This is a genomic window from Flavobacterium eburneipallidum, assembly GCF_027111355.2.
Lineage (GTDB): Bacteria > Bacteroidota > Bacteroidia > Flavobacteriales > Flavobacteriaceae > Flavobacterium > Flavobacterium eburneipallidum.
Genome location: NZ_CP114291.2, coordinates 899,075 through 912,491, shown reverse-complemented (window position 1 = coordinate 912,491; position 13,417 = coordinate 899,075). Strand labels below are relative to the sequence as shown.

Sequence of the window (13,417 nt, the reverse complement as noted above, 5' to 3'; positions counted from 1 at the left end):
AATTTTTTTTTGCTAAAAAAGTAAATTCTTACATCGCTGCTTTAACGATTAAGCAAAAAGTAAAGCTTTGAAAAAGTATTTATAAAAAAGAAACTGAAATTAGGTTACTAAATCTTTATGAAATTAAAGTTTTTTCATCGCATTGAAAACCAATTTTGCCACTTCCTTTCCTCCTTCGGTTTGAAAATGGGTATTGTCTTTTTGTCCGTTGGGATAAGCTTCATATAAACCAGCTTCGAAAGTCATAAAATAATTTTTGGTCACATATTCTTGTCCTTTGCTGGTAAAAAACGCTATCGATAATTCATTCAAATCAATCAATTTTACGTTGAGTTCTTTGGCAACATCTTTGGCTGCTTGTGGATATTCTCCGTGAACATTGGTTAACTTACCGTCTTTCCAAGGATAGTTTCTGGCAACCGGAGTCATGACAATTGGGGTGGCTCCTTTTTCACGAGTTTGATTGATAAAAAGACGCAAGAATTCTTTATACCCTTGAATATCAACATAACGTTCGGTTTTTTCTACAGATGCATCATTATGCCCAAATTGCATCATCACAATATCACCTTTTTGCAAGGATTTATATACTTCAGCCCAACGACCTTCTTGAAAAAAGGTTCTGGTGCTTCTCCCTCCTTTGGCTCTATCGTCGATTTTTACTTCTTTGGCATTGCCTAAAATAGTCGTAAGCTGTTTCAAACTGTCTTTTTGAAAAAAGGGTTGAAACATTTGTCCCCAACCCACCAAAGGAAATCTTTTGGTTTGATAATTTTCTTCTAATGAGTAATCGGCTACAGTAGAGTCTCCGATTAAGTAAATTGTGGTCACTTTAGGTTTTGGATTAAAAGCACTTAAAACCAATATAGATACAAAAGCAACTAATAGCCTTTTATAATTTTTCATCATTATTTATTGAATTTCAATGATTTTGCAACAGCTTTATTATTAAAAACTGCCTTGGTCAAATTCTCTGAAAAAGTCGAATTTTTAATACTAATATCCAAACTGCTTTCACCATTGATGTTAAAAATAGTCCCTTCGGATTGATTGCTTTTTATCGTATCGAAAGAGATATTTTGACTCGTTTCGATGTAAATCAATTCTTTTCCTTTCTTGGTGGTAAAGTCACAATTCTTGATGTAAATTCCTTTAGCATCTTTGATTTCAACACCAATGTCAGTATTCAGAACCAAATTTTCCATATAAATATTTTGTACTGGCATTTCTGGAATACCTCTCACAAAGATTCCTTTTTTAGCGCCATTACACACCACATTGTCTATATAAATATTTCTAAAAATTGGCGTTTCTTCCGTAACTGGAGGCACTGCAACCACTTCATTTTGTTTTGGAGATTTTACCCAATAATACATATCAAAGAAAATAGCTTCGCTAACAATATCAACCATATTGATGTTTCTGATGAAGATATTTTCGACCACTCCACCTCTTCCTCTAGTGGTTTTAAAACGAAGTCCTTTGTCAGTTCCTCTAAAAGTACAATCGTAAACGAAGATATTTCTAGCTCCACCCGACATTTCGCTACCAATCACAAAACCTCCGTGACCGCTATAAACAGTATTGTTTCTGATAATCATATTTTCTGTTGGCATCCCTCTTTTTCTACCTTCTACATCTTTACCTGATTTGATACAAATGGCATCGTCGCCTACATCAAAAACGCAATTTTCCATCAATACATTTTTGCAAGACTCGATATCTGCTCCATCCCCGTTTTGGGCATAATCTGGGTTTTTTATAAACAAATCTCTCATTGTCAAATTCTCGCACATTAATGGATGTACATTCCAAGCGGGAGAATTTTGAAAAACAACACCTTCTAACAATACATTTTTACAACTGGTAAGCACAATCAAATTAGGACGAAGAAAATCTTTTATTGGATCAAAATCTTCCAGCTTAACTCCTGGTTTCAGTAAAGTTGAAGGTTTTTCATAATAGGCTTTCTTCGTTTTTTCGGAAGGAAACCAGATTTTTTGGTCTTCGCTCACACTTCCGCCAGAGGCTATTTTATTTTTCCACTCGGATTCGGTCAATTTATTTTTTCCCACCATTCGCCAAGCATCACCGTTTCCATCAATAGTTCCTTTTCCGGTTATGGCTATATTCTGCAAATTAGTTCCCATAATTGGCGATTCATTTTTTGCCGATGGAACGCCTTCGTAATTGCCTTCAATAATTTTGTAATCGTCGAAATTTTTTGAAAACAACAAAAGAGCATTTTTTTCTAAATGCAAATTAACATTGCTTTTCAATTTTATTGGACCCGTTAACCAAAAGCCATTGGGAATCAAAACCACTCCACCGCCATTGGCATTACAAGCTGAAATAGCATCATTGATTGCTTTGGTATTTAAAAAAGTTCCATCTGGTTTTGCCCCATATTTGATGATGTTGATGGTGTCCTTTTTGAACACAGGTTCAGTAATTACTGGTAAATTATTCCAAGAATAGGGTTTAGTTTGTGCTTGAACTTGTATCGCAACTACACAAAAAAGGAACAAAAGAAGCTCCTTGGAAAATATTTTGTTCATATTTTTTAATTTTTAGGATTCCAACCGTTGAATACTTTACCCAAATCATATTTTTTAAGATCGGCTTTTTTTAGTTGGTGTGACCAAGCAACTCTTTTTGAAGTATCTTTTCCGCCTTCGCCTTTACTACCATGTTCAGCATAAAAAACTGTTTTTTCCTTGTCTGGGAAATTCTTGTCGCCTTTCCAAGGATTCCAACCTTCAGCAAGAATATGGCTTCCCATTTCAGTATTAATGAAAACTGTTTGTGCATAAGGTCGCCATGGTCTTCCCAAGAAAACTTTATTTACACTAGTATCTTTTGCAGTCAATTTGCAATCAACGAATACAAAACCGTGGGCATCTTGCTGTGTTGTAGATGCTGCGGTAACATAAGAATTAGTCAAACTTTCGATGGTGCAATTGTAAAAATAAACCGTTGCGGCACCAAAAATAAAATCGGTCGTTCCGTTGATGTAGCAGTTTTCAAAATAATTTCTGGTTCCTCCTTTTGCTAAATATAAAGTATCTTGATTTCCTAAAATAGAACAATTTTTAAAAACCAAGCGATCCCCTTCAGTATGCAATGCCACTGCTTGACCTACTTTTCCAGCGGTATTTTCGATAGTCAGATTTTCCACGGAACAATCATTTCCTTGAACCAATAAAGTGTAAGAAGTGTAAGTACTGAATTTTGGATTTCCTGTTATGTCAATTCCTCTAAATGGTTTTCCAGAATAATCATTGTATGTAATTAGCGTTTTTTCTTTGTCCAATCCTTTCAGAGTTATATTTCTTTTAAAAAAAGGAATCACAACTTTTTCATTATAAATTCCTGGTTTAATGATAATTGTCACTCGAATTTCGGCGTGATCTCTAACATTGTTGATGGCTTCTTGAATGGTTTTGAAATTCCCAGAACCATCTTGAGCAACGGTTAGTTCAAATAAATTCTCCATAGTTTGCGCTGACGATAAGATAGAACTTAATGACAGCAAAAGGATTAAAATACGTTTCATAATTTTTAAATGGTGGTTTGTAGTTATTGAAATTATTTTTTCAGGATATTTATTTCCGTCAGCCACTCTTCACAAATAGCAGTCCATATATTTGTGGAACCTGGATTATTTCTTAAAGCAATCGCGTGACCACCTTGATTGAAAATGTGCAAACTCGAAGGAATTTTGTTTGACAATAAAGCGTCATAAAACAACAAACTGTTTTTTGGTGACACCACTTTATCATTGAAAGCGTGAGCCATAAAAGTGGGTGGCGTATAATCGCTTACCTGAAATTGTAGCGAATATTTTTTAATCAATTCTGCAGATGGATTGGGTCCAAGCAAATTTTCAGTGCTTCCCTTGTGTCCCAAAATTCCCATGTCGATTACCGGAGACACCAAAATCATGAAATTGGGTTGAAAAGAAAAACCATCCAATTCATCCCCTACTTTGGCAAAATCATCTTTGATTGTTCCAAGGCTTGCCGCCAAATGTCCTCCTGCCGAACAACCCATAACGCCAATTTTATTGGCATCTATTTTCCAAGCAGTTGCATTTTTGCGAATTATTCGCATCGCTCTTTCGGCATCTTGCAGCGGTGCTTTCTCTCTTTCTTTGAGGTCTGGTGAAATCGGTAATCGATGTGTCAACACGAAAGCATTAATTCCAATGGTGTTGAACCATTTTGCCAATTGAAATCCACTGATATTATAAGACAAATGATGGTAGCCTCCGCCCGGAATTATCAAAACCGCTGCTCCTTTATTCTCTTGTATGGATGTGAAAAAAGCGTGAATACCTGGCATTCCCACCTGCATTACACGCTCATTATTGATGCTGTCTTTTACGACCAATCCTTTGGAATTGGGCATCTTGCCTTTTGTCCAAAGCGGCATAAATTCTTGTGCATTAATTTGACCTATTGCCAATAGCAACAGAAATGTTATTGCTTTTTTCATTTTTGGTTGGTGGTTAGTTTTAAAAAGTTTCATTTAAACATCCCTGTCGGAGTTTCTGCTAAAAGCAAAATTACATCTAATAAACTCTAAAACAGTAGAAATATCGCTATTAAACTGGGAACAAATCAATAATTTATTACAAACTAGCTCCGCAAAGTCGGAGACTTTGTGGGTGTGTTTGAAGGTCTCCGACCTTCATTATTTGGGTTAATTTACTTGTTACAAGGGCGGTCAGAGACCGCAATTCACATCCACAAAGTCGGAGACTTTGCGGAGCTAACTCACAAATTATCAATGCGACAACCAAACAGACATTTCGCCTTTACCCTTATTTCCCCACGCAAAATAAGGAATCAATTTTATGTTATATTCTTTATTGTCTTTGGTCGAAATGGGTTTGTACAACTTTTTATCCCAAGAATTATCTGGAGCTATGGACGAACTTGCCGTTATACTCAACAATTGACGGTTGTCGATTTTGATAAAATCGGTAGTGAATTTTGAATTTAGATTCAAAATCACATCGTTCACTTTTACATTCGCAGGAAGTTCATTCGATTCCAAGCAATACACTATTGGTCCACGTTTTACAGCAACCTGATTTTTGACTTCTTCCACCAATGGATTGGCTTGCATCAATTCAACAGGCATCGGGATATTCAATTCGATGACATCTCCTTTTTTCCATTTTTGGGCTATTTTTTGGTAGGAACCCGAAGTAATTACATCATCAACATTTTTACCATTCACCGAAATAGTGGTTCCCTGGCTCCAACCCGGAATTCTCAACAGGAAAGCGTAAACATCTTTCGGGGATTTCACGATTTTCAAGCTGATTTTTCCGTCCCAAGGATAATTCGTCTGTTGTTCAACTTCAATTTTTTCTCCCGAAAGTGTAGTAGAATTCAGATTATTGCTTCCGTACAAATTCACATACAATCCTTCTTTCGAAAAATTATAAGCGTAATTGCTAATCTCGGCAATGGTTCTGGTCACGTTGGGTGCACAGCAATTGGATAAAGCAATATAACCTTCGCGTTCTTTGCTCCAACGTTGTTTGAAAGGCAAATCCTTGGAAACATTCAACGGATTGTTATAGAAAAAATCTTTTCCTTCCAAACTGATTCCCGACAACACGCTGTTGTACAAAGCCAACTCCACGATATCGGCATATTTGGCGTCGGCGGTAATCTGAAGCATTCTCCAATTCCACAACACGTTTCCGATATTGGCGCAAGTTTCGGTATGAGCCGTGGCATTCGGCAACTGGAAAGGTCTTCCGTAAGCTTGATGAATTTTTTGCACATCGGTTGGATTGTATGAAGTTCCGTCCGGCGAAACACCGTCGTACAAAGAACCGCAAGCACCCGTTATGTACATTTTTCGATAAGTAACGTCATCCCAAATCGATTCCAGATTGTCCAATAATTTTTTCTCTCCCGTTTCCGCATACAAATCGGCTACACCAGCATACAAATAATTCGCTCTCACAGCGTGACCCATTGCAGTGGTTTGCTTTCGGAACGGAATTCTGTCCTGATTGTCGTCGGTTCCGTCATTGGTCGTTCCTCGAATGTCAATTAGATTATTGGCCAATTCCAGGTATTTTGGATTCTTCGTCGTGCGATACATTTCGACAATTCCCATATAATGTGAAGGACAAATGGCATTTCGTGCTAATTCTGGCGATGCTTTTTTGTAAAAATCATACAAGAAATCGGCAACGCCTTTGGCAACATTCAAGAAATTCGTTTTCCCTGTGGCACGATAATGAATACAGGCCGCAGTCATCAAATGTCCCATATTGTATTTCTCGAAACCCAACTGTCTTTTCACTTCTTCAGGCCCCAAAGTTCCCCAACGTTCGTCAATTAAAACGGGCGTGTGCAAATAGCCATCTTTGCGTTGTGTTTTGGCAAAAAGTGCAATGGCTTTGTCCATTTCGGTATCCAATTTCTTGTCTTTGGTTACGGCATAAGTGGCTGCCATTCCTTCGAAAATCTTGTAAAAATCCCCGTCGTGAAAAGAAGGTCCTTTGAAAGTTCCTTTACTTTCGCCAGCTGCAATTTCAAAATTTTTATAGGCGTGTGAAATCGAATCGTTATGATACAAATCCCACATATACGGCAAAGTATTTTTGGCTTCCACATCAAATTGTTCTTTCCAGAAGCCATTTGTCCATTTTACATCTTGTAAATTGACACTCTGCAATTTGGAATACGGACTTTCTGAATTGGCTACCAAGCCTTTATTTTGAGCCACAAAAGCTGTAGAAAAAAGTACCGCCGATAATAGAATGATGTTCTTTTTCATTTTATAATTTTATTTAATGAGATGAATTTTGTCACAGATTAAAAAATTAAAATTTAACCGCAGATTCGCAGATTTTTTTAATGAATTAATGAAAAATCTGCGAATCTGCGGTAAAAAAATTTAAACCAATTTTATTTAACAAAGAAATTAATTGTACGACTCATTGTATCTCCTTCTGAATCTTTTACAGTAACGACAAAAGAACCAAACCCTTTTTCACTTGGCGTAAACTGAATTTCTTTTCCTTTTAAAACTACTTTACCATTTTTAACTTCCGAAAAAGTATATACTGGTTTCTTCTCGTATCCTTTAAAAAAATCGGTAACAATTAAACTTGTTTTTTCTCCAGAATTCACAAAATAATGAGGCTGTGCCATCCAATCCAAATAATTGTCCAATTGCGTAAATCCGTCCTTGTCTGCATCTGCATTGGCATCCGAGAAATCTCCTGCTTTTGAATTTTCGTTCAAGCCAAAAGCTCTTTCCCACCAATTTGGCAATCCGTCGTGGTCGGTATCCCAATCTGTCGGGCGTGTTTCGTTGGCGAAATTTGGAAATCCTCCAGCATCGGCTTCGTTGTCAATCAATCCACCCAAACCGCTTTTACTTCCTTTATAAGTAAAAGTTCCTTTCAAGGTTTCATCCACAATTCTCTTATCGTGTTTGTCGAAAAATGGCTGATTCGCTCCCACATCCGAAAGCACGTTTTTATAAGCAGCCTCGGCAGTTTGATTGGTTACAAAAGATTCGAAAAATGGTTTTGGCAAAAACACGGGATAATCCACAACGGCTTTATTCGATAGCGTAAATTTTCTTCCTTTGTCCTGATTTTTTTCGTCAAAATAACCCAGCATCACATTCCCATCAAAATAATATTGCTGTTTCCCTTTTCCAACGCCTTCTATCTGGGCATTCAAGGCCACAAAAATTTTAGTTGAAACTCCCGGTTTATAAAAATTATTGACAAAATTCACTTCACTCGCTCCTCCATCTGTAGCGCGATGTCCCCAATTATAGACTACATTATTACGAATATCTAATTTTCCTCCATAAAAACCATCGCCATTCAAACCACCACCAATACTCCAGTTCCTGCCTTCATTGTGTGCCAATAAATTATGATGAAAACTTCCAATATCGCCACCAATTGTAGCCGCATAACCGTGCATTTTTCCTGCTGGATATTTGTCGTGACCCGCAATATTTAAGGCTTCAGAAATCAAAGTGCGTTGCAAGGTAATGTTGTGTGATCCTCTAGAACTAAAAGATTCATCAATCGTCCAACTGATGGAACAATGGTCAATAATACTGTGATTCGCTCCCGTCAATCCCATTCCGTCAAAAGTTGTTCCGCCACCAATTCTAACTTTCAAAAATCGGATTACTCCATCATTTCCTGTTAATCCCACTGGTGCTTTGCTAATCGTGATTCCTTCGCCCGGAGCGGTTTGACCCGCAATGGTTATGTAGGGTTGATTGACAACTAATCTGGATTGCAATTTTATATTTCCCGAAACATTAAACACAATCGTTCTTGGTCCAATGGGTTTGTCAACGGCATCACGCAAACTGCCCGGTCCGCTATCATTCAAGTTGGTTACCTCAACCACTTTTCCTCCTCTTCCACCCACGGCAAAACGACCGTAACCTTCCGCTCCAGGGAAAGCCAATTGTGCTGGTTTGAATGACCAAACAGTTCCCAATTTCACTATTCCTTTGGAATCCAATTCGTCCACACGCCAGTAATAAGAAGTTCCGCTGTATAATTTTCCAAGTTCGAATTGGTTCGAGGTTAATTTCCCTTTGAATTCAGGAGATTTTTCGGTGGCATTTGAAACCGCTTTTTTATCGGTTCCAAAATAGATTTGGTGCGCAACGGCATCTTTGGCCGATTCCCAGTTCAACATCAATTTGTTGTCCATCACCACGTGCTCATTAGCATTTTCAGGCTTTGGCGTATGAGCTTGTTTTTTCAAATTTGGGGTATCAATTTCAAATCCGTTGATGACCATTTGTTGGACAAAATCGGTTCCATTTTCCAATTCAAAACGAATTACCACATCCTTGTTTGCCTCGGCATTAAACAGAATATAAGCCGTTGCGGTTTCTATTTTGGAATTGGAGCGATTACTTGGTATAACGGTTTCCGCCAATGTACCATTCACATAAATTTTTACCGGCGAGAATGTTTTTCCTTCGATTTTGTCGAAAGTATTGTGAAAAGTCAGCAACGAATGTTGTCCCGCTTTTAGTCCACTGATTGTCAATTCCAAGTTTTCGGCTGTAGCCAAACCATCACTCGCCAACTTACTGTAAAATGGCGCATTCATTCCCACCTTGTACCATTTCGCATTAAAGTTTCCTTTCAATTTGAAGGTTAAGTCTTTAAAGGATTTCTCGGCTTGCTTTTGTTCGCTTATCGTCCAAGAATTATAATTGGTGTCGTTCACTTCTTCCAATCTTCGTTGCGAAAAATCGAAATCAACTTTTACGATTTGTTTTTCCGTTCCACTTTTTAATGCTTGTGCTTGTGTATTTACAGCCAAAATAGCCGACAAAACCAAACCACTTACTAATTTTTTCATCTTCTTATTTTATTTTTCTAAATTGCTATTGAACCTCACCCCAGCCCTCTCCAAAGGAGAGGGAGCCGAAACTGGAATCGTTATACTCTTTTAATTTAATTTGATTTTTTCTGCTTCTGATTTGCCAATCAGATTGATTATATCTTTTTTCCGTTCTTCAGGAACAACTTTTAAAACTTTCAATTTGCCATTTACAAGCTGCGCCTCAACAGTTGTATTTTGAGTAGCATACAACTTGAAATGCACATTCCATTCTTTTGGCCAAGCGGGGAAAAGGTAAATTTTTCCATCGGCTTCCTGCAAAAGCATTTCCTGCATTCCGATCATTCCCGAACCTCCCCAATTATGGTCGGGAACCCAATCGAATCCTGGACCCCAAAAAGCTGGAAATCTTCGGTCGGAATTTGCCATTTTCAACAAATTGTATTTCGCCGCTTCATTGGTTAATCCCAAACGAGCCGAAAAAATATTATCCTGTTTCCAACCAATATGACTTCGGAATTTTATCGCATCGGTGTCGTATTTCCAAGTATTCAAAGCCGTTTCTAAATCGGGTTTTCCTATTCCGTAAATTCCCCAAGGATACACAGGATACAATTGTGGAACTTCCGTATTGTTGATTCTTTCCCAAGTTTTGGCTGGAGCCAATGTTTTATTTCCGTTAAAATCCCTAAAATTTAAAGGCGGAATTCGAGTTTGAAGCCCTTTTAAATAAGCTAAATCTTCTTTTGACAATTCTTTTTCCGACAGTAACAATAACTGTTCCGTAATTACTTTTAAAGCAGAAATAGTGCTGTTGGCGTTATTTGCCATCTTATAGGTTTCGGCTCCCGAACCTGGAAAAAGAATCAAATGTCCGTTTCCGTCCAATGCTTTTCTGCCTCTTTGTTTCGCCAAATATTGGTAATGTTCGTCAAAAAACCTCAAACAACTGATGATAAACGGATTGTATTTCTGAATGTCTGCGTTGGCGTATTCTTTCTGTTGCAACATCATTTGGCAAAACTCAAAAACGGTGTCCCATTCATATTCGAGCCAAGCGTTGTATTCCATTCCAGGATCGTAATCGGCTGGGCGTTTCCATTCGTATTCCGCTGGATTGGGTAAACCAAAATTTTCCAATTGCTCTGTAAACGATGCGCCGCCGTGTTTCCAATAAACCTGCGAACGCAATTCAGCATTTTTTTGAAGGCTCAAATAATAATCCAATTGCGATTTCATCATATCAAAATCACCGCTTTTCACCATCGGAAAGTAAACCAATCGCTGATTTTGAGCCGTCATTGTTCCGCCACCCCAATTTCTGAAATCGGGTGTAAAATTCAAATCGGGATTGGTAAAAACGGGGTCGACCGTAAACAGTCCACCATTGAATTTGGTTGGATATTTTCCGTAGGCATTACACCCCAACATATAGCGGAATAATTGATAATTCTGCCCAATTTGATAGACAGAATCTTTTGCGGCAGAATTACTTTCCTGTGTATAAATAAAACTTCGATCCCAGAAATCATTCCACCATTTCATTGTGCTTTTTTCGGCCTGCTCTACTCTTCCTTTATTTGCAGCAATCAAAATTTTCAAACCGTTATTCCAAGTATTAAAATCAAATTGACTCGTGTTTAAATAAATCTCAACCGACTGTTTTTTAGAAGGTTTTGTGCTTGAAAGACTGAATCCCCTAAAATCAGTATCCTGATATTTTCCAAGATAATTGCCTATGGGTTTGAGATTGTCACCTTTCATAAATCCGCCAAAGGTCAAATCTACAATCGGATTCATCATTTGGTCTTTCATCGATTCCATTTTTTGTTGTTTGACTGCAACATCAAAAACGGTTTGTTCCCGGTTACGGTGGTAGAATTTGATTCCGTTATTTTCAAAAGCAATCGAATCTTTAAATGTTACAATTTCGCCTTGAGGAGCCCATTTGTAGGAATTGGCATTGTTCGCTTTTCCTTTGGAATCGCGGTTTTTGTATCGCCAACTTTCATAAGAAGCCGTCATTTGCAACGGATTTTCACTTTCTAGATCCAAATGAATTATTGGCTTGAAAACATCTACCCAAAGTTTGATTTTGGTATCCTTTTGAATAATCGAAATATAACCGTCTTTCAAAACCAATTCTTGACGAAATCCTTCATCATCGGCAAACGGATTTGGACTTAAACTCACTTTTACACGTCCTAGTTTCAGCAAAGTGTTGTGTTCGTCAAATGTTCCGCTCCGTGAAAAATAAAAATACAAATCACCGTTCTCTACCCAAACATTCATACCAATATCGCCACCACCTAATGGCATCGACTCTGATGAATTATTGCTTTGAGTTGTCCAGATTTGATTGTAATTCTCAAGCACGGGAATTTGCGCTTTAGTTAAAATCGTACAAATTAGAAAGAAGAAAACTGTTATTTTTTTCATTTAATTTTTAAGTTTCGTTTGTCATTCCGTAGGAATCTCGGCAATGTGAGCAACTAACTTGAGATTGCTTCGCCAATTCGCTATCGCTCGTGTCCTACGGAATGACAAACTTTATCTATAATTTCTTTAACTTACCACTCATCAGTTCTAAAAGACGAAATTGGCAAACCACCTCCACTAAACAATTCTGCTTTTGCAAAATCCTTAAACAAATAACGAATCGCTACTGGTTTAGCAACTTTATCCGAAGTCAATACTACTGATTTTCTTCGAACTACTGTTTTTGCAGGATAGAAAACTTTGTCTTCGCCTGCTATTTCGAAACCTTTAACTTCTTTGTCATAAGCCGTTATTCCGTTTTCAACATTATCAAAAGACACCGTTACCGAACCGTCTTTTATTTCCATCGACTTATATTTCGGACTTTCAAATTCGAAGCCTTCGATTCCGTAGGTTTTTGCCAAAGCCTGAAAAGCCAAACGGTTTCCGCCTTTTTCCTTGTCCATTGGGTGAATGTTATTTTCTTCGCCAACATCCATCAAAACCGCCATTCCTGAATTCGGAATTACTGCCGAAGCTTTCAGTTGCGCTTCTCTCAAATAAGCCGAATTGTATTTCTCTAAATTGTCTTTTGGATGAAATTGGGCGTAATTAAACGGAGCAATTTGTGCGTAGTAAAACGGAAAATCGCCTTGCTTCCACAAACCTCTCCAACTACTGACCATTTTTTTCATCAAAGCAGCATATTCCGAAGCTCTTTCGTAATTCGATTCGCCCTGATACCAAATACAGCCTTTGATTCCGTAACCAATCACAGGCGAAAGCATTCCGTTGAACAGAGTCGTCGGAACGCGATTTGGGTCTTTGGCCAACTCTTCTTTTGTAGTCGGAATTTTGGCGCTTGCAAAATCTTTCAACATTTCCTGATTCATCCATGCTTCCATACTCGAACCTCCGTAGGAAACGTGAATCAATCCTACTGGAACCTGCAAAACTTCCTGCAAAAGCGAACCAAAATACCAAGCCGTCGCACTAAAATTTGCCGTAGATTTTGGTGAAGCCACTTCCCATTTTCCTTCAAAATCATCTTTGGGTTCTAAAACCGTTGCACGTGGAATCATAATCAAACGGATGTTTTTATTGGTTGATTTCACGATGATTTCGTTGCCGTTTTTTACGGGCTGACCCTGAAATCCTTTCAAAGGCATTTCCATATTCGACTGACCAGAACACAGCCAGACTTCGCCAATTAAAATATTTTTGATGGTTACTTTTTCGTTTCCTTCCGTAACTTCAATGGTAAAAGGTCCTCCAAAAGATGGAGTCTGCAATTCTGTTTTCCATTTTCCGGAATTGTCCGCTTTCAGCTTGTAGGTTTTGGAATCCCAAGATGTTTTTATCGTAATGTTGGCGTTCTTCTCTGCCCAGCCCCAAATTGGCGCATTCGCCTTTTGCTGCAACATCATGTTGTCCGTGAACAGTGCCGGCAATTTGATTTTTGCATTGATTTGAAAGCTTCCTAAAAGCATTAAAATTGCAATAATTGTTTTTTTCATTTCTACTATGTTTTATTAGCCACGAATTCACGAATTATTTTCAAA

The 13,417-nt window shown here is 37.9% G+C and carries 8 protein-coding genes; all 8 read right to left on the bottom strand.

Going from position 1 to position 13,417, the window contains the following annotated elements:
• Positions 1-123: 123 nt before the first annotated feature.
• On the bottom strand, positions 124-909 hold the full coding sequence (locus tag OZP15_RS03830; RefSeq protein WP_269227163.1) for a rhamnogalacturonan acetylesterase: 786 nt from the start codon (positions 907-909) through the stop codon (positions 124-126).
• Positions 909-2,558: a glycoside hydrolase family 28 protein gene (locus OZP15_RS03825; RefSeq protein WP_281337054.1), complete on the bottom strand. Its 1,650-nt coding sequence runs from the start codon at positions 2,556-2,558 to the stop codon at positions 909-911. Before OZP15_RS03825 ends, OZP15_RS03830 begins: the two co-directional genes overlap by 1 nt.
• Before the next feature lie 5 nt (positions 2,559-2,563).
• Positions 2,564-3,556 (bottom strand): pectinesterase family protein, encoded by a 993-nt coding sequence (locus tag OZP15_RS03820; RefSeq protein WP_269227159.1) that lies wholly within the window; start codon positions 3,554-3,556, stop codon positions 2,564-2,566.
• Between the two features lie 32 nt (positions 3,557-3,588).
• The gene (locus OZP15_RS03815) at positions 3,589-4,497 is read right to left on the bottom strand and encodes an alpha/beta hydrolase (RefSeq protein ID WP_269227158.1); all 909 of its coding nucleotides are present in this window, start codon (positions 4,495-4,497) and stop codon (positions 3,589-3,591) included.
• 291 nt (positions 4,498-4,788) lie between these two features.
• Positions 4,789-6,810 (bottom strand): aceric acid hydrolase, encoded by a 2,022-nt coding sequence (locus tag OZP15_RS03810; protein WP_281337053.1) that lies wholly within the window; start codon positions 6,808-6,810, stop codon positions 4,789-4,791.
• A gap of 131 nt (positions 6,811-6,941) precedes the next feature.
• Positions 6,942-9,395, bottom strand: coding sequence for a pectate lyase family protein (locus tag OZP15_RS03805; protein ID WP_281337052.1), 2,454 nt, complete (start codon positions 9,393-9,395; stop codon positions 6,942-6,944).
• A 90-nt stretch (positions 9,396-9,485) separates the two neighbouring features.
• Positions 9,486-11,816 carry a DUF5703 domain-containing protein gene (locus OZP15_RS03800; protein ID WP_281337051.1) on the bottom strand — a complete coding sequence of 777 codons (2,331 nt, stop codon included), beginning with the start codon at positions 11,814-11,816 and terminating at the stop codon, positions 9,486-9,488.
• Positions 11,817-11,947: 131 nt separating this feature from the next.
• Positions 11,948-13,372 (bottom strand): sialate O-acetylesterase, encoded by a 1,425-nt coding sequence (locus OZP15_RS03795; protein WP_269227149.1) that lies wholly within the window; start codon positions 13,370-13,372, stop codon positions 11,948-11,950.
• Between the last annotated feature and the right edge of the window lie 45 nt (positions 13,373-13,417).

Coding starts and splice junctions, on each gene's coding strand:
- OZP15_RS03830 (WP_269227163.1), bottom strand. CDS start 909: ATGATGAAAAATTATAAAAGGCTATTAGTTGCTTTTGTATCTATATTG.
- OZP15_RS03825 (WP_281337054.1), bottom strand. CDS start 2,558: ATGAACAAAATATTTTCCAAGGAGCTTCTTTTGTTCCTTTTTTGTGTA.
- OZP15_RS03820 (WP_269227159.1), bottom strand. CDS start 3,556: ATGAAACGTATTTTAATCCTTTTGCTGTCATTAAGTTCTATCTTATCG.
- OZP15_RS03815 (WP_269227158.1), bottom strand. CDS start 4,497: ATGAAAAAAGCAATAACATTTCTGTTGCTATTGGCAATAGGTCAAATT.
- OZP15_RS03810 (WP_281337053.1), bottom strand. CDS start 6,810: ATGAAAAAGAACATCATTCTATTATCGGCGGTACTTTTTTCTACAGCT.
- OZP15_RS03805 (WP_281337052.1), bottom strand. CDS start 9,395: ATGAAAAAATTAGTAAGTGGTTTGGTTTTGTCGGCTATTTTGGCTGTA.
- OZP15_RS03800 (WP_281337051.1), bottom strand. CDS start 11,816: ATGAAAAAAATAACAGTTTTCTTCTTTCTAATTTGTACGATTTTAACT.
- OZP15_RS03795 (WP_269227149.1), bottom strand. CDS start 13,372: ATGAAAAAAACAATTATTGCAATTTTAATGCTTTTAGGAAGCTTTCAA.